The sequence below is a fragment of the Enterococcus sp. DIV2371 genome (assembly GCF_050498525.1).
Lineage (GTDB): Bacteria > Bacillota > Bacilli > Lactobacillales > Enterococcaceae > Enterococcus_B > Enterococcus_B mangumiae.
Window position 1 is genome coordinate 1,990,258 of the sequence record NZ_JBIPAJ010000001.1, and the last position, 18,945, is coordinate 2,009,202.

Below are 18,945 nucleotides of genomic sequence, written 5' to 3' on the forward strand. Positions count from 1 at the left end.
GTGACACCTCTTGCTTCCACAATGCACTGACTCTTATGCTTCTGTAAGTGTCTGTTCGATGTTTTTCACAATATTTTCCACCGTCAAGCCATTTTCTGCTAAGAGTGCCGCTACCTCATAGCGGTCGTGGAAAGCTTTATCTAGCCCATAAGTTTGTACATGGATCGCTTCATTGCCTAAATAGCCAGCGACCATTTGGCCATATCCACCTTCCAAAATACCGTCTTCTAGTGTGACGATCAACTGATGCGTTTCTTTCAGTTCATCAAGCAATTCAGTATCTAAACCGGAAATGAATGCTGGATTGATCACTGTGGCTGTCAGTTGGCGTTCTTTTAGTTCAGTCGCAACTTCTTCAGCTAAGCCGTAAAAATTACCCAGACCTAAGATTGCCACTTTTTCACCTTTTTGCATGACTTTGTTCTTATATAACTGACTGTAATCTGTTTGATCCACTTCACCAGTTGATGTCACTGGTCCAACTGGCACTCGGATCGCAACCAATTGATCCGTTTGATCGATCGACCATTCAAGCATCGCTAAGTACTCTTCTTTAGTAGTTGGCGCTAAGTATACCAGATTTGGGATGTGAGTTAAAAATGGAATATCAAAAATCCCTAAATGACTTTCATCATTCATGCCATTAACTGAAGCAAGCGTCACTAAAATCGTTCCTGATAAACGATTCAACGCTAAATCATGTGAAATTTGATCGTAACTTCTTTGTAAAAACGGTGAATGGACCGCCCATACAGGTTTTACGCCACCTTTAGCAAGCCCTGCTGTCATCGTCGCCGCATGCTCTTCAGCAATCCCTACATCCACAAATTGACTACCCACTTGTTGACGTTGTTCCGGTGAAAATAAAATCATCGGTGTCCCTGCATTCACAGCCACGACTGTTGGATCTTCGTTCATTTTTTGTAATAAGAAATCGGTCGTCAAACTGCTGTACGTTTCTGTCGGTTTAGAAGATCTTAAGTATTCCCCTGTTTCTAAGCTGAACGGACCACCCGCATGAAACTTTTCTCGATTTGCTTCTGCATAAGAAAAACCTTTACCTTTGGTCGTGTGGATATGAAGTACGATCGGTTCTTTTTGATCCTTCACTTCTTCAAACAACTCGATCAAAGCAGTTAAATCATTTCCTGCTTCTAAATAACGATAATCAAGTCCTAAAGATTGAAAGAAATTGTTCGTTGCCTGACCATTCGTTTCTCTTAACTCTTTAAGATTTTTATAGAGTCCTCCATGATTTTCCGCAATCGACTGATCATTGTCATTGACAATGACGATCGTATTCGTACCAAGTTCAGAAATATTATTCAAGCCCTCGTAGGCTAAGCCACCTGACAAAGAACCATCACCGATCACTGCAATGACATTCGACGTTTCTTTTTTCAAATCTCGTGCCTTTGCTAACCCATTGGCTAGAGACAATGAAGTTGATGTGTGTCCGATCGTAAACAGATCATGTTCACTTTCTAACGGGTTCGTATAACCAGAAACTTCGTTATAATGCGCTTGAGCCAAAAACGCTTGCGCTCTTCCAGTCAACATTTTATGCACATAGGTCTGATGTGAGACATCAAATACGAATTGATCTTTCGGAGAATCAAACACATAATGAAGTGCTACGGTCATTTCAACGACCCCTAAATTCGGTCCATTATGCCCACCATACTGGCTGATTTTTTCTAATAATGCGGTACGTGCTTCTTCAACTACTTGTTGTAGCTCTTCTTTTGTCAATTGTTTTAGATCCTGTGGACCCTTGATTTGTTCTAATAACATAGACTAACCTCCTTTATTTCTGCTTTATCATACACCTTGAAGCAAACTCCAAGTCAAGTGATTTTTTTAACAAAACATTTTTATTTTTGAAAATTATGTTCTTAGATGATTTTATGCAGTTTCAAACCTAAAGAAAAAAGCCAGAGATCATTTGATCTGTGACTTTCTTCTCTAAATGAATATTATTTCACAATAACCCGACTCATCTTTTTAGGATTTCGCCGTTTCTCACGTACGATTTGATACATGATGATCACGATCAAAACCACGATCACACCTGTTAAAACGTACAGTACTTGCATTTGTTCTCCCAATGGTGGTAGAGCGCTATCTTTAGGTGGTGTACTGGGTGTGACTGATTCTTTTGGATCACTGGGTTTCGGATTTGTCGGGGTTGCTTCCTGCTTATTAGTTGATTCATCTGTTGCGTTCAACTCTAGTTCGCCGATGACTTCTATCGTATTGGCGCTCGCTTCTATATGATTTTCTGGTAACCCAAGAATCAATAGTCCCAAAACCATGAACAAACAAAGAATTGTTTGTTTTTTATGTTTCATCCAATCACCTCACGATTCGAACTATGGATAAGGATCTCCAGCTTCATCTAGTGCTTCAATATTCAATGTCAACGTACTTGCAATCGAGATCGACCCCTTATCTTCTGGGAAATTCAACGTATCACCAACAATTCCATTAAAAGTAAATGTCGCTGTACTATCTCCTTGCAAATCACCTGGACGTGCATTCGGAGAGGCTAAAGTCATTAAGTTTCCTGATAAGTTTGAATTTACGGATCCATTTTCAATCAAAAGATTCGTACTTCCTAAACTTCCAACTAATGACAACTCATCGATTGCTGAGATATCCCCAGAAGACACGGTATAATTTCCTACACTGATCTGTACTGGACGTGCTGAATTATTTGTGATCGTATGCTCTCCACCTTGGATGGAAGTATAGTCTTCTGGTTCAGTGAAGAAGACAGCTTTTAAAGGCAAAGTCACATTTAGCCATTTGTCTGGGTTTCCTGGTTCTGGTGCTCCTGGATCTGTGTTATCAAATCCTAATGTTCCATCGATTTCCACATCTGCTGTAGTATCGATCGACCCACCCAATGAGTTATCGATTGTTTGATTGTCGCCATCGGTAATAATATCCGCTTGAACACTTGCACCTGCTGCCAATACCGTACCACAAATAAATCCTGTTGCTAAAATATTCTTTAATTTCATCAATTTTCTCCCTTTTCTTCTATAATTTTATTCTAAAGCATGACTGCCTTATTTCTTTTTTACTCATTGACATGGATCATGACGTCAACGGTTGTTTTTCCCATCAGTTTTTTATTGTCTAAATCATAAAATTCTAATTCTACTACCCCTGGATATTCCCCACTCGACAGGTTTTTTGTCAAGGTCAATTCGGTTACTTCATATCCAGGTTCTAATAAACCTGTTTCATACAATTTTTCTTGAGAATCTTTCACGGACAATATCGCTTGTTGCCCATAACGATTGGTCGGTAAATTTTGGATCCAGATATTTCCCGTCTTCCCATCGGCATTGATGTTGACTTCTGGATAAACATTGATCGTCACATTACTTTCATCGACTGCTTGATTGGCATATTTCTTCAATTGTTCGCCTGTCATCTTTTCCGCATTTTTGATCTCCGGAAAACCATCTGACAAAATCTGCGTTGGTTGGTTATTGGTGTACCAATACCAACCAATCGCAACTAACGCAAGCAATAATAAAACTAATACAAGTAATCGTTTTTTCTTTTTTTGTTCATTTTTTTCAATTGCTGTTGGTGTTTCTTGCGTTATGATGTTCACCTTCTTGATTTGTTCAATTTGTCATCGCTGCAAAGTGTAAACTTAAATTGCCCGAGACTTTGTTACTCACTGTTACATCACCGAAATAGGTTCCTGTAAATCCTAGCGCCATTTGAGAATCGGGTTGAATGACCTCAGTCCATCGCGCGCCCGTAAAGGTGCTTGATCGTCCCACTAAAGGTTTATCAGACACTGGCTCTCCTAGACGTTGCAAGTATAAAAGCATCGCTTCTTCCCCTTGCACCCCATGCTCGGGTTCTTCTAAAAAGACGACGTTCGATGTACTTGCTAATTCCACATCCTCTTTTGTATGGAATGCTACGGATAGATTTGTTGTTGTCGAGTGATTGATTACTTGGTAATCCGGGCTTATCACTTCCTCTTCAATCACATCAAAGATCATTTTAACTGGTAACGTCACATGGATCGCCGGATCACTTTCTACAACAAAAGGAACAGTATATTCCCATGTAACAGTTTGACCATTCACTAGTTCTTCACTGACAACGATTTTCCCGCTCGTATTCCCTTCCATAGAAGTATCAGGGTATTGACTGAAGCCCTCGATTTTCAATGTAGGATATTGACTGATATCTAAATATCGACTGATTTGTCGATCTAAATCTTCTTGAGTCATCCCTAAAACGGTTTTTTGTTCTCGTGGATTTAAGCGATCAATGGTTAACTGTTCAAATCCGTTCGCAGTGATTTGGTAACGACTTCTTCGCTCCGTCGATCTAGACTGAGCGACATTATTTTGAAAGTTATCTAATCGAGCGCTAGCTTCTCTATGGTATATTTCTACAATTTCGCCTTTCGCAACAGAGATTCTTCGATTTGAACCAAAACTATCCATGATACCCACTCTATCACTTCCATTAGCAGAAAAAGTAACATTTGATGTTTGCTCATTCAACGGGCCATTAGCGATAGTTCCTGAGTTATAGTGCATGATTTGATAGTACATTTCATTCCCAAAATACGAATGAATGGAAACGCCAGATATCAAACTATTATACGTCGCAACAATTTCTGTTTGATCGCTATTCAAACTTAACGTTGCTGCCCGTATATCAGTTCCTTGGAAACTGATTCCTCGTACATTCAACGAATGGCCGAACTGATACGTAACTGGCACGTTAAGCGTTGCTAATATTGTCCCGTTTTTCGACACCTCTACACGTGCTGAATTTCCATTTAATGAATCAGGGAAGCTTACAAAGCGTGCTTCGTAATCATCTGTTTCGCTATGATCTTTATACACAGCCACGAAATCTTTTGCGTCATAATCTTTCTCTTCGTACCCATAGTTCAATACTTGACTGACTGGTTGGATATCAGTGTAATTTCCAATCCCCGTAAAGCCAATAACGCCTTGTCCATTGATGACCCCGATTGAAAAGCGTGTTGCATTGTTACGATTGATCTGGATCGTTCCTGATGCAGCATTTCCAGGCAAATCTGCTTGGTATGGATTAAATAAGCGCATCGATTGACCTGCTAGATCCAATGTCGTTGTTACTTGATTTGTTGATACCGCTCGATCGACTTCTGGTTGGATCGAGTGTAAAAATTCAGAAGGTTGCACGTCATTCGTTTGCCATTTCAAATATGGGTAGGTTCGATTCGCACTGCTCCCCAAAGCAAAGCCTGTCAACCACTTTTCGCCAAATCCAAGCTCACTGATTGTCGCATCGATCAAACCAGTCGTCAGTCGTGCCTCGCCGACACCTGTCGTTGAAGTTTTTCTTGTAGTTGTTGTATCAAAATAGACATTGTTGGCTGTAATTCCTGTTGTTGTATTCGTGATTGGTTGCCCTCCTGTAAATCCAGCAACAAAGAAATTATTTAATTGCACTGTCGCTGCTGAAGCAACCACTCCGATTACTCCATTGCCATTCGTTGAACCAACGCTATAACTATCATTGACACTCAATTGTCCATTTCCTTCAAGCCTACCAATCAAGCCACCAGAACCATCTGTCACACTTCCTAACATATACCCATTGTGATAACTCTCATTGATCGTCACGTTTCCTGATGCACGACCTACAAAACCACCTGCAAAACTGTTTGCACTTCGGATATCACTAGAATTTATACTTCTTTCAATCACTACTCGGGCATTCCCTCCAGTAAGGCCAATCATCCCACCACGATAAGTAGAGGATGCAGAAGCAACCGTTGATTGCGCCTCGCTTTGAGTATCACTGATCGTAATGGTACCCGATGCTTCTCCGATCAATCCACCTAAGTTTAGACTATAATTATTATCACCAGTAAAGCGTACTCTTGAAGTGGTTCGCTCGATCGTAGTCGTTCCTGTCGTACGACCCACTAAACCACCTAGCAGACCATTTGAGGTGTGCGTATGAACAGAGTTTGACAGTAGGCTATTCCTAATCGTCAAACGACCATTATTATTTCCAACAAGAGAGCCACTACCATTTGATTGGTTCGAAGCAATCCTAGTGCTTCGATCAAACATGATGTTTTCCAGTTCAACGACTCCGCCTGTATTGATTTGACCGATCAATCCTGCCGTATAGTTCATAAATGACTGGGATCTGGTATTTCTAACGCTCAAGTTCTCAAAACTCAGATTCTCGATCTGTAAGGAACCAGTGCCTGTTGCTTGGATAAAGCCTAAATCGATTTCTGCACTAGTCAATGTTAAGTTTCTGATCACCGCATGATTACCAATCAGTTTTGCTCCATAGGTTTGTCTGCCAGGGAAGGTCCCTGCATTAGCCATGTCGATTGCGACACCATCTTCTGGCTCGATCGAATAGTTTTCATCATCTCGATCAAAAGGTGCTTGTCTATTCAAAAATCGACTTAGATCTGCAGCTGTTCGAATGACTGTTTGCACATAATTTGCTGTGACAGTAGCATTTTCTATTCCCATTGTAAAAGTAGCGGTGCGATTTGTCTGATTGATATTACTCAATGTGCTTCCCGTTCCAGTGACACTAAAACCAACGAAACGATACCCTTGACTTGGTTCAGCGGCTTGAATCGTCGTTGTTTCCCCTTCGATAAAGTTCGTTAGGTCAGCAGATGGATCGGATGCACTTCCAGTTAACGGATCTCTAGTCAACGTCAATTCCAGCCGGCGTGCGGTAAAACCAACAACACCTTGTGGATTGATGACACCGATTGAAAAGCGTGCCGCACCATTACGGTTGATCGTTCGTTCTCCTGAAGACGCGTTACTTGCCAAGCCAGCTGTATATGGATTAAACAGTTTCAGCGAGCCAGTTTGTAAGTCTAACGTTACAGTCACTTGGTTTCCACTCACCGGACGATCGACCATAGGATTAATACTATTCAAAAACATCGAAGGTTGCGTATTGTTTGTTTGCCAGTTCAAATATGGATACGTTTTATTCGTTCGTTGGCTGACAGAAAAATCGGTTCGCCAACGAGAACCAAACCCTAGTTCATCGGTGGTTGATTCAATCAATTCCAATGTTGTTTTCGCTTCACCGACTCCTGTCGTTGACGATTTGTTTGTGGTACTTGAATCATAGTAGACATTGGTCGCTGTAATACCAGCCGTGGCTGATGTGATCGGTTGCCCACCGGTAAATCCAGCAACATAGAGTTGACTAAGTGTGACCGGATTGTTCATTTGGTTGTTTCCGATCACTCCATTACCGTTCGACGAACCAATGCTGTAACTATCTGAAATAGCTAAAGTGCCATTACCTTCAGAGATTCCTATAAAAGCACCCGTTCCGATCGTTGTACTTCCTTGTACATGTCCATCATGGTAACTTTCCTCGATTCTAGCAGAACCAGATAATCGCCCGATAAAACCACCAACGTAACTGTTATTACCACGCATATCACCAGAGTTGATACTTCGTTGGATCGTGATATTTGCTGAAGCAACGCCACGACCAATAAAGCCTCCTCGGTAAGTCTCATCCGTTGAATTTACAGTGGTACGCGCTTCGCTCTTAGAATCAATGACCGATACTTGTCCACTGGCTTCTCCAACGAAGCCACCGATATTCAACGAGAAATTATTTCCTCCAGTAAAATTCACTCGTGATAAACTATCTTGGATAGTCAATTGACCGATACTAGTACCAACAAAGCCACCGAGCAAGCCATTTGAGGTTTTCGTGCTTAGGGTCCCTGATACACGACTATTCATGATCAGTGTTGTTCCATTATTTTGCCCAACTAATCCTCCGGCTCCATTTGGTTGATTCGCAGAAATCTGGCTCGTTCCATCAATACTGATGTTTTCAAGCTCAGCTGTTCGCCCACCACCTACTTGAGCCATAAGTCCAATATACGTAGTAAACGATTGGCCTCTAGTGCTATCAATTGTCAAACCTTCAAAATGTAGATCTTCTATTCGTGCCGTCCCGCTATTTATCTCACGAATAAATCCGACACTTGATTCACCACCGCGTATAGTTAGATTTTTGATTGTTGCGTTATTCCCTTTCAACACGCCAGTAAAGTTCCCGCGGCCAATAAATTCCCCTTCACCAGACATATCGATTGTTTGACCGTCTACTGGTTCAATCGAATAGGTCTCATCATCTCGATTAAATGGCGCTTGACTATTTAAAAATCTGCGTAGATCTTCCGCTGTCCAAATAACTGTTTGTTGATAATTCGCTGTGACCGTTGCGTCTGCTGTTCCCATCGTGAAAGTAGCCGTTCGATTGACTAAATCAAGATCAGTGATCGTGCTATTCGCACCAGTCACCGTGAAACCATCAAAACGATACCCATAATTTGCTTCTGGAGCAGTAACAACGATCGATTCTCCTTCAAGAAAATTAGTTTTATCAATCACAGGATCACTTGAACTTCCAGCCGCAGGTTGACGGGTCACATTTAAATCCATACGTCGCGCAGTAAAACCAACGACCCCTTGCTCATTGATGACACCAATAGAAAAGCGTGAGGCACCATTACGGTTGATCATTTGTTCTCCTGCTGAAGCATTACTTGCTAACCCTGCGGTGTATGGGTTAAACAGTCGCAGTGAATCATTTTGCAAATCCAACGTCACAGAAACTTGATTGCCAGTCACTGAACGATCGACCATTGGATCGATACTGTTGAAAAACATCGAAGCTTGCGCATTATTTGTTTGCCAACTTAGATAAGGATAGGTCTTATTCGTTCGTTGATTCACGGAGAAATCCGTTCGCCAGCGATTGCCAAAGCCTAATTCACCAGTCGTAGCTTCGATCAGTTCTAATGTCGTTTTCGCTTCACCAACACCTGTTGTTGATGATTTGTTCGTTGTACTTGAGTCATAATACACGTTAGTTGCTGTAATGCCAGCCGTGTCTGATGTGATCGGTTGCTCTCCTGTAAATCCAGCAACAAAAAGTTGACTAAGTGTTACACTATTGGATTCCTGATTCACTCCGATCACCCCATTGCCGTTGGAGGAGCCGATACTGTAACTATCGACAATCACAAGCGAATTATTGCCGTCACCTAAACCAACAAACCCACCAGTTCCCAGACTGGTACTTCCTTGGACATGCCCATTATGGTAGCTTTCTTCGATCCTTGCAGTCCCAGACATGCGCCCGATAAAGCCACCAACTGAACTATTATTTCCTCGCATGTCACTTGAATTGACACTTCGTTGGATCGTGGCACTTCCTGAATGAGCGACTCGAGAAATAAAGCCTCCTCGACTCGTTCCGCTTGCTGAATTGATCCCTGTTCGACTTTCGCTTCTCGAATCAGTGATCGTCACTTGACCATTTGTTTCACCAACCAAACCACCAATATTTAATGTAAAGTTCCCGTTCCCAGTAAAGGTCACTCGAGAAAGACTATTCTCAATTGTTAATTGCCCTTGGTTTTGTCCAACGATACCGCCCATCAAGCCATTCGAAGTACTTGCATGTAACGTTCCTAAAACTTCACCATTTTTGATCGTTGCCATTCCATTGTTGATGCCGATCAAGCCGGCACTTCCATAAGGTTGACTCGCTGAGATTTCACTGTGCTCATCGATTTTGATATTTTCCAGTTCAATCGTCGTACCGCTTGCCACTTGCCCAATCAACCCAGCCGAGTAAAACTGCGTTCTCGTATTGTTGACAGTCACCCGTGACAAAGTTAAATTCTCGATCCGTGATTGGTTGCCTCCATTAAGTGTCTGGATCATCCCAAGTGCCGCACTGGAACCAGCTAATGAAAGATTGGTGATCGTCGTGCCATTACCCATCAAGTTCCCAGAAAATTGACTTCTACCTGTAAAGTTACCTTTTCCAGCCATGTCGATTGTTTGATTTGTCTCTGGTTCAAACGTATAAGTTTGACTATTTGAATCGTATGGAAATTCACTTCGTAAGAATCTTTCTAAATCATCCGCATTGCGGATAACGGTTGATGCGTATTCCGCTGTAACAGTTGCATTTTCACTGCCCATCCTGAATGTTGCCGTGCGATTCGTTAGATCAACATTGGAAATGGTACTATCTGCTCCAGTTACACTAAAACCTGAAAAACGATACCCTGGTAATGCAGGTGCAGCGGTAACGACTGTTTCTTGTCCCATTTGCAAAGTATTTGAACCAGCTGTCGGGTCAGTATTACTCCCGGCTTGAGGATTTCGATTCAATGTGAGTACCTGATCCGCTAGTTCATAACGAGCGGTCACTGTTGCATTTTCGGAACCCATGGTAAATGTAGCAGTGCGGTTGGTTGTATTCACATTACTGATTGTTCCCCCAGTCCCACTTACATCAAATCCTGCGAAACGATATCCAGGAGCTGCAGGAGCCGCACGAACCGTCGTTGTTTCTCCCATCACTAAACTCGTTTTATCTGCTGTTAAGCTTCCTGTGCTACCTGGACCATTATTCTGATTGAGTGACAAAGTTTGAGTAGTTAGCGAATATATTGCCGTTAGAATCGCATCCTCAGTTCCAATAGTCATACTCCCACCTAAGCTAGGTGGTATATGGTTAAGCCAGCTTCCAGCACCTGTGAGTTCAAACCGATCAAACTGATAACCTGGATTGGGCGCTCCGGCACGAATCACCCCCCACGTACCAGGAACCAGTGGTCCTGTTGGAAAGGTCGGTAATACTTGACTTCCTTCAGGAGGTTCAACTCTGCCAGTCACCGTATATACCGGTGGCACATAGGCCGCTTCGGAGAACTCAGTGCGCATTGCTGAAACGAGAGTTTCTCTATGATTTCTATGCCACATTTGTATAAACGAAGAGGAATGATAGAAATATGAATTAACTATCCAACTGACATCAAGTGTAAAAACGTTTGATTGAGCAAATGTACTTCTCCTAACAGATGTTCTTTCTACAACGATTCGATAGGGATGAAAATCTGCTAACACCCCTTCGCTGTCGCCTGAACGAGCCACAGGGTCCTTAAACCCATATGATTCTCTTTCGAAAACCGTAATTCTAAAATTATCACTATTTGCTTGGATCCTTGGGACAAACTCATAGTCACTTCTTACAGGATTCCCCCATATATTAGAACCAGAATTGATGATATCCCCTCCATTTGGAGTATAGATATATTGTCGAGGTAAATAAAATGTCCCTGCAATGGTATCACCAATTTCTGAACCAATCGCATTGTTGCTATTGTCCCAAGCAATAACTGCTCTACTGTCGTTCATCAAATAATTAGAGTATGTTTGTGGAAACTGTGTTCTTCCACTACCACTAGCATTTCCTTTAAGAAAACGAGAAATCCAAAAATTATCTAAGTTCGTCAATTCACCCATTCTGGATGAGATTCCATTTCCATCTAGCAACTCATCTGTTACATCTGGCGTATCTGAATCTTGGATATGTAGATTTTTAATAAGTTCAGCTCGTTCTTCTTCCGTGAATTGAACTGTTGGACTTGACTCTTCTACCACCTCTCCTATTTCTTCTGTTGTCTCAGGTATACCATCTGTCGTTTCGATTTCGGTAATCGAACTATCAATTGTTTCAGCAATCACCCCTACACTATTCCCTAATGACGAGAAGAGCATCAGAACGACCAAAATCATTTGTACTATTTTCTTTCTATAAAAATGAGTCATTTATCTCCTCCTACTCTACACGTGATGCCTCCCGTGTAGTCATCTGCTGATTGTTTTTGGCAGAAAGCTATACTCACTGTTTTTTATGTGTTTTTTCTATATCTTGCGCCTTCTGTTTGATGAAAGCTACAGATACGTAACTGAATATTCTTCCATAACATCGCAACTATAAAAGGTCATTTGATCTCCAACAGTTGTTTATGGTGGCATCTATTCGTTTTTTATTCAACCTACTTTAGGTGTATCACACTCCTTTTAGCTCCGATGAAAATATAATTATAAATAACAAAGGAACACGTTATGGTTTTTAGCTTCCCTTTAGTATAATAACATTAATACACGCATTTTTTATTTTTGTTTTTTTTATAAAGTAGAAAAATTTAACACTCGTTTTTCACTTAGAAGTTGTCAAAACCATATAATAGCAGGGATAAATAAACTTCAAAATCTCTGTTGCAATCAATTATTTTCTTCAACAGAAAAAAATACGAACTTTAAGCCCCGTAATTTTCTATCATCATTTTTTCATAAAAAACAGAGAGATCACTTTCATTTTAAATAACATAATTATTTAAAAAACGTTTATGTATTATTCTAACTTTGACCACATTTGTTTCCTCAATCCATTTTATTTCCAGATTATAATAATTTTTTATTTCAAACAGTTGTTTTTTTTGTATACTTATAATATGCACAAATTCCCCTTGAATCAAAAGTACGATTTTACTTACATAAAAAATAGAAAAATTAGATTGGAAGCCAAAATAATGGAAAATTTACCTATGACTTTGCAACTGGATAATCAGTTCAAGCGTCAATATCAGATTCTGAATATGGTACATATGAACAAAGTAAATCAAATCACTATCAATGATCTCTCAGATAACTTAGAAAAATCGAAACCCACGCTCAAGAAAGATATTGAAGCAATCAACTTAGCATTGGATGCGCATTGCATCTCACTAACGATCGATCAAAAAGGTGCATTATCGATCCAATACAAAAAAGCTTTGACAATCGATACGATGATCACCTTACTGGCAAAGAGAACGATCACTTATCAGCTCATGGATCTACTACTCCATAACGTCACTTACTCAACTGATGAATTAGTGACAGCATTGATGGTCTCTAGAAGTACGATTTTCAAGACGATCCGCCATATGAACAATATCTTAAAAGAATTCAATGTCACGATCACAACTGGGCCGTTGACTTTATCGGGCAGCGAAGAGGATATCCGTTTTTGTTTCTTTGCTTTTTATTCCAGCTTTGGTGATAGTACGATCATTGATGATGATAGCGAACTTGATGCACAGTATTTAGTCAAAGAAGGGCATAAAAGAGATCTCGCTTTTTTACATTTCAGTCATTTCCGCGCTGCGTTATGGTTATCGATTGCCAAAGCCCGATGGAAGTGTAAAAAGTTCTGTAACTTGAATCGTAGAATCAAAGTATTGATCAAGAGTAGTAAAGGCTTCTCTTCACTTGAGCGATTGTTACAGGATTACTATGTTTCACGGTCCAATGAAACACTCTCACTAAATGAAACCATGTGGTTGTATTTGATTTCACTCCACTGCATTTCGTACACACGTCAAAAAAACTTAGATGACGGTCGTTCCTACGCGTTTTATCGGGAAGAAAATCCTAATATTATTGAAGCGATCCATCGTTTTCTAACGACTGTTTTTCCAGAAAAAATGATCGAAGATGGTTCATTAGAAAAAATGGAAGCTTTCTTGGTCAATGTTCGTTTACTTTCTAAAATGAGTCATACATACGAATTACATTCGCCCACGATGATGACGCAAATGAAAGAGCGTCATCCGGAGATCTACCAAGTATGGTATGAAAAACTAACTACGCTAAAAAACAATCCTCTTTTCGGGTTTGTTCATATCGACTATATCGCAGCAGCGTTGACGACGTTTCATGCGTCACTTTTATTAAAACAATCACATCGTCCTTTACGTATCTTATTTACGATCCAAGGACCGCCATCTTTAGATGATTACATCCTGAATGAAATCGAAGCGCTTTTTATGCAACGTTCAACGGTCGAATTTCAAATCGAACAGGCGGTAACGAAAGAATCAATTGAAACGTATCAAGCCGATCTAGTGGTTTGCAATTATGATCTGCATTTGATTGATGAACATACTTGCCAAATCCATCGGATATCGAATATCCCGACGATTGCCGATTGGCGCCTTTTGATGGAGACGATCACTTATTTGTCTCTTCCTAATTATTTAGAAAGCGAATAAAAAAAGTACGATTCATTGGTATATACCCACTATTACAAAAAAGAGTGTCCCGCTTATTGATTGCAGGTCACTCTTTTTGTTATCGTATTCGTCTTATTCGACATCAAAGTTTAGGAAGATTTTTTCTTTTTTTCTTTCTGCTATCTGTAACGCTTGACGATAGTCAGAAATTGGGTAAATAGGTGCTGTATTTAGTAGAGTCAATTGTTTTTGTTCAACCAACTGGAATAATCGTTGAAAAATTTGCTGCCACTCTTCATTTGAGACCGAATCCGCCCAATGCCTTAAATGATAAACTTTAACTTTGATCGGTAATGTATGGATAAACGACCAATCGACCTGGTGACCAGATAGCAATCCGATGGCAATGAACTTCCCATAAGGATGGATCGCTCGTGCCAAGATTTCACCACTTTTCCCACCGACTTGATCGATAGCTGCACGAACACCCTTACCATTCGTATGGGTCAAAATTTGATGCAATGCTGTTTCTTCATCCCAAAGCACGACCAAATCAGCCCCCAATTTAGTCAACTCTTCTTGATATTTTTCATGGCGGACGATTGCAATGACTTTAAAGGATAGGATTCTGCTGAGCTGGATAAAGATTCTGCTAATCGAAGAGTTACCTGCATTGATCAAAAGATAGTCATCATGATTCAACTTTAACTCTTTGGTGCAGATCAGCCAAGCAGTCACAGGATTAATATACATTTGAGCAGCAGTCAAACGAGCGAGCGAGCGAGGAACAACAATTAAGTCATTTTTTGACGATGTGTGATACGTTTGCCAGGTACCCGCGGCTCGTAATGGCAAGACTTGTTGTCCTATCATCGCTTCATCCCGTGGATCGGTCACTTGAACGATTTCACCAACACCTTCATAACCAGCGATCTGTGGTAGGTTGATGCGATGCGCATAGGCGCCATGGATTGGAATCAAATCAGAAGGATTGATTGGAGCGATCAGCATTTTGACCAAGACTTCTCCTGGTCTCAAAGCAAGTGGGTATTCTTCCATCTGGACTACCTCATGGGACAGGCCAAATTCGCGGTAAATCAAACAGCGATTTTTCATATTTTACTCCTTTAACGATCTTTAGCTTCTTTTAACAAGTGTATCATTTACTCGCGACAAAAAGAAGGAGAAGTGACGAATGTCGCTCCTCCTAACTTCTCCATTTCTTAAAATGATTCCTGTCAAAATCAATCTGTCATCAATCAGCCGCTACGACCGTTACCTTGACAGTTTTTTCCCCATGGCCATACTGATTTCCCATAAGTGTCACTTCGTATTCTCCAGGAATAGGCAAAACATTGGTTTGTTTGATTATTGCACCTTTTACAACTTTGCCATCACTATAGACTGTTCGTGCATTGGTCGCTTTGACGATCGATGCTTCATCTGTTTCATCGACTGTAATGACAGCATCTTCTGCCAGAAATGTGTACCCTTCTGTCAGATTCTCAGAACGAACGATCACCTGGACCGTTTTCTCGATATCCCCTTTATCGATACCGATCGTTACTTCATAGTAACCAACTTCGTCTTTAACTGTAGATGCTTTGATGATTGGTTTTGCTTCGACTGGTTGACCAGACAAATCTGTCACAGTGGCCCCGACTGCCGCTAAGATTGTCTGATCATCCGTTTGTCCGATTGTCACGGCTGCATCCCATGCATTTAAAAGATATTCCTGTTGCGGTAAAGATTCACCCATCACTTTGATTTTCACTGTTTTTTCCACATGATCCTCTTGTGCGATACCGATCGTCACTTCATATTCTCCTGGAATATCTTGGACTGTACTGCTTTTGATGATTGGCTCGATTTGCTTTCCTAATGTCTGGTTGAATACAAAAGCATTTGTTGCTATAAGAAGAGAGTTATCATCAATTTGATCAACTGGTACTTCGGCATCGTCTGCTAACAATAAGTAATCAGAACTCGGCTGTTCAGTTTCAGCGCCCTCAACCGTTACATTGACTGTCTTTTCGATAGAAGTATCTTGGCTGATACCTAAAGTCACTTGGTAAACGCCAGCTTCGTCTTTGATCGTTGAATTTTTGACAATAACAGATACCTCTCGCCCTTGACTATCATATGCGACTGCTTTTGTTGCTTCGATGATGGAACGGTCATCTGTTCGTCCAACCGTAGTAAATCCATCATTGGCGTAAAGTTCATAGGACACTTCTGGTTCGGTCGTGCTCTCACCGATGACTGTTACTTGGATCGTCTGCTCAATCGATTGATCTTTATCGACCGCGATCGTTGCTTCATAAACCCCCGCTTTATTCTCAACAGTAGATGATTTGATGATTGGATGAGCTTCGTAAGATAAGAACCCGTTTTGATCCACGACCTCAGCACCACTCGTCCAAAGAATTACTGCTTCATCCGTTTGTCCAACTTGTAGAGTGATTTGTGTTTCCTTTACTTTCAATCGATACTTTGATTGATTTTCTGGATCTTGTACAGTGATCTTCACCGTTTTTTCGACAGAAGCATCTTGGGCGACCCCAAATGTGATTTCATACTCTCCAGGCTTATCTTGGACGGTCGACTGTTTAACGATCACTCTTCCAATTTTTCCTGTTGTACCATCAATGGCAAAAGCTCCTGTTGCCTCGATCAACGATTGTTCATCGGTTTGACCAACATTGACTGTCGCATCTTCAGCAAGCAATTGGAAATCATAAATACCTGTTGTTCCACCATTATCTTGCATGACAGTGACAGTGATCGTTTTTTCAAGACTTAGATCTTTATCCACAGAAATCGTTGCCTGATAGACTCCTGGACTATCTTGGACAGTAGATGACTTGATCACTGCTTTTGCATCTGCTGGTTCGCCGCGATGATTCGTGATCGTTACGTTTGCTGCTGCAATGATCGATGCATCATCTGTTTGGCCCACCATGACATAAGCATCTTGCGCACTGAATGTGTAATTTTCTTTATCTGTGACAGTGACTTTGATCGTTCGTTCCACACGAGCATCTTGATTGATTCCTAGGGTCATCTCGTATTCACCTACTTGATTTTCAACGGTAGAGTTTTTTACGATAACCTCGAATCTTTCACCTTTTTCGTTTCGTGCATAGGCACCTGCAGATTTCAAGATGAAATCTGTATCCGTCTGACCAACTAAGACCGTCACATTATCTGCTATAATCGAATATTTTGTTTCTTCTTTATCCGTCAAAACTGTGACTTTTACGGTTTTCTCCACACTGGCATCTTCTTTTAAGCCAATGGTCAGTTGGTATACCCCCGGTTTTGCTTCAACGTTTGTTTCTATGACATAAGGTGTAAAACCACTTAATGGTTCCCCCTCTTCATCAATGACTTTCGCATCTGCGGCAATCAAGAGTGACATATGATCTGTTTTTTCAGGCAAAACAATCGCATCTTTTACAACTAACTCATACTTTTGTTCTAAGCTATTGATTTGTTCTTGGGCGGAAGTGATCGAGTTTAGTAATGAGTTGTTTAGTTCACTCGTACTTACCGGATCTGCCTCCTTATGCTTTTCTACTGATAACATGGTTGCTGACACACTGGAAAATGGTACCATCATCGTCGACACAGAAAGTCCGAGCAACATCAACTGACACATTGTTTTCCTTTTTTTCATAATGTAGATCATCCTCCTAAAAATTTAACGCAACAATTTCTATGTATAGATATTTTATCTAATCATAGCCCCCTCATATTGGCGCTTTCTACAAAGAAATAACAAGTATCATTTCTTTACACCAAAATAATAACATCTATTATCGTCTGTATTGTGCTTTTTATTTCCAATTACAGAAATAAATTAACACTATAAAATAAAAAATCCTCATCTTTATTTCTCGTTATAAAAAGAACATCAGATTATTAGAATTCTTTCAGTATCTTAAATTTTCTTACTGATTAAAAAAAACAAATTGAACGTTCTCGCATAAGGAAATACGACTTGGACATTACGGATCGTTCGTTTGATGATATACTTGATAAATGAAACCCTTACCAACTATTCACAACAAGCAGTTGAAGGAGGTCCACACTTATGGATACAGCCTATCTATTAAAAAGAAAAATCGTCCAACAAGAACCTATTGATGAGCCAATGAGCTACCTTGAACAGTCTTCGATCGTCAAAAAGTATGAACAACAAGAAAATCTATCTGCCTTAGGAAAGATTTTTGCTTTGATCGGTTTGGCGGAAATTCCTTACGCAAACCAATTGCCAGTTACTCAGTCACTGATCCAATACGTTGATGACCATCTTGCGACAACTGATGGCTTTTCCTATACTGGCAAAGCAGAAGATATCGTCCCTTGTTACAATGCAATGCTACTGGAAGCTTATGTTCGTCTGGGGTTAGGACAGACACCTGCGGCACAGCGAGCGTTGATGTGGATCAAACACTACCAACTATTTGAACGAAACCAAACAACGACTTGGACAGGACGGGGGATTTGTCAACATGGTGGTTGTTTGAGAAAAACACCTTGCTACATCGGTATCGGGAAGAGTGTTCGTGCATTGATCACTTACCAGAAAGTAGTTGATCCAGCTGACCTTAAAGTCAATCAGATGATCGATGAAGGTATAGCCTATATGCAAAAACACCAATGGTTCAAACGGTTATCAAATGAGCAACCCATCTCTGCTCATATTACAGAAAATATGTTTCCACAAGGCTATGTTTTGTCTCTGACAGATCTTGTCTACATTGCTTCTCATCGCAAAGAACTCGATAAAGAGGCATTAAAACCACTGATCGAGTTACTCAAAATGAAACAAACAAAAACAAACGGTTGGAAAAACGAATATATCTATCGCTATAACGGCTATCAACCGTTTAGTTCCCGCCGACAAGATTGTCCGTGGATCACCGAAATAATTTTACAATTTCTGCAATCGAACTCGGAAATACCTTTTTAAAAGAATGGTCGATATATAACAAACGAACGAAATATAAGATTTT

Annotated in this window: 9 protein-coding genes; 2 read left to right on the forward strand and 7 right to left on the reverse strand. The window is 40.5% G+C overall.

Translation table 11 applies throughout. The annotated features are described in order from the left end of the window. Positions 1-33: 33 nt before the first annotated feature. The 5 genes from IGL24_RS09320 to IGL24_RS09340 all read right to left on the reverse strand — a co-directional run bounded on the left by IGL24_RS09320 (position 34) and on the right by IGL24_RS09340 (position 11,693). Positions 34-1,794 carry a 1-deoxy-D-xylulose-5-phosphate synthase gene (locus IGL24_RS09320; RefSeq protein ID WP_207114992.1) on the reverse strand — a complete coding sequence of 587 codons (1,761 nt, stop codon included), beginning with the start codon at positions 1,792-1,794 and terminating at the stop codon, positions 34-36. A gap of 182 nt (positions 1,795-1,976) precedes the next feature. Beyond that, entirely contained in the window at positions 1,977-2,351 is a 375-nt protein-coding gene (locus tag IGL24_RS09325) for a hypothetical protein (RefSeq protein WP_206859160.1), read from the reverse strand. A gap of 21 nt (positions 2,352-2,372) precedes the next feature. Continuing rightward, positions 2,373-3,026 carry a hypothetical protein gene (locus IGL24_RS09330; RefSeq protein WP_206859161.1) on the reverse strand — a complete coding sequence of 218 codons (654 nt, stop codon included), beginning with the start codon at positions 3,024-3,026 and terminating at the stop codon, positions 2,373-2,375. A 59-nt stretch (positions 3,027-3,085) separates the two neighbouring features. Continuing rightward, positions 3,086-3,631 carry a hypothetical protein gene (locus IGL24_RS09335; protein ID WP_207114991.1) on the reverse strand — a complete coding sequence of 182 codons (546 nt, stop codon included), beginning with the start codon at positions 3,629-3,631 and terminating at the stop codon, positions 3,086-3,088. A 13-nt stretch (positions 3,632-3,644) separates the two neighbouring features. After that, a complete protein-coding gene (locus IGL24_RS09340; protein ID WP_207699883.1) occupies positions 3,645-11,693 on the reverse strand; it encodes an InlB B-repeat-containing protein in 8,049 nt (2,682 codons plus the stop codon). Positions 11,694-12,460: 767 nt separating this feature from the next. Here IGL24_RS09340 and IGL24_RS09345 point away from each other — a divergent pair. Beyond that, on the forward strand, positions 12,461-13,963 hold the full coding sequence (locus IGL24_RS09345; protein ID WP_207115619.1) for a helix-turn-helix domain-containing protein: 1,503 nt from the start codon (positions 12,461-12,463) through the stop codon (positions 13,961-13,963). A gap of 93 nt (positions 13,964-14,056) precedes the next feature. On the opposite strand, the gene IGL24_RS09350 is transcribed toward IGL24_RS09345, so the two are convergent. Both IGL24_RS09350 and IGL24_RS09355 read right to left on the reverse strand, forming a co-directional pair. Continuing rightward, positions 14,057-15,040, reverse strand: coding sequence for a zinc-dependent alcohol dehydrogenase family protein (locus IGL24_RS09350; protein ID WP_242699776.1), 984 nt, complete (start codon positions 15,038-15,040; stop codon positions 14,057-14,059). Between the two features lie 139 nt (positions 15,041-15,179). Further along, positions 15,180-17,603, reverse strand: a complete 2,424-nt coding sequence (locus tag IGL24_RS09355) for a hypothetical protein (RefSeq protein ID WP_207700040.1) — start codon at positions 17,601-17,603, stop codon at positions 15,180-15,182. Positions 17,604-18,020: 417 nt separating this feature from the next. Between IGL24_RS09355 and IGL24_RS09360 the strand changes: the two genes are divergently transcribed. Next, positions 18,021-18,902 (forward strand): hypothetical protein, encoded by an 882-nt coding sequence (locus tag IGL24_RS09360; RefSeq protein ID WP_207115621.1) that lies wholly within the window; start codon positions 18,021-18,023, stop codon positions 18,900-18,902. Positions 18,903-18,945 lie beyond the last annotated feature (43 nt).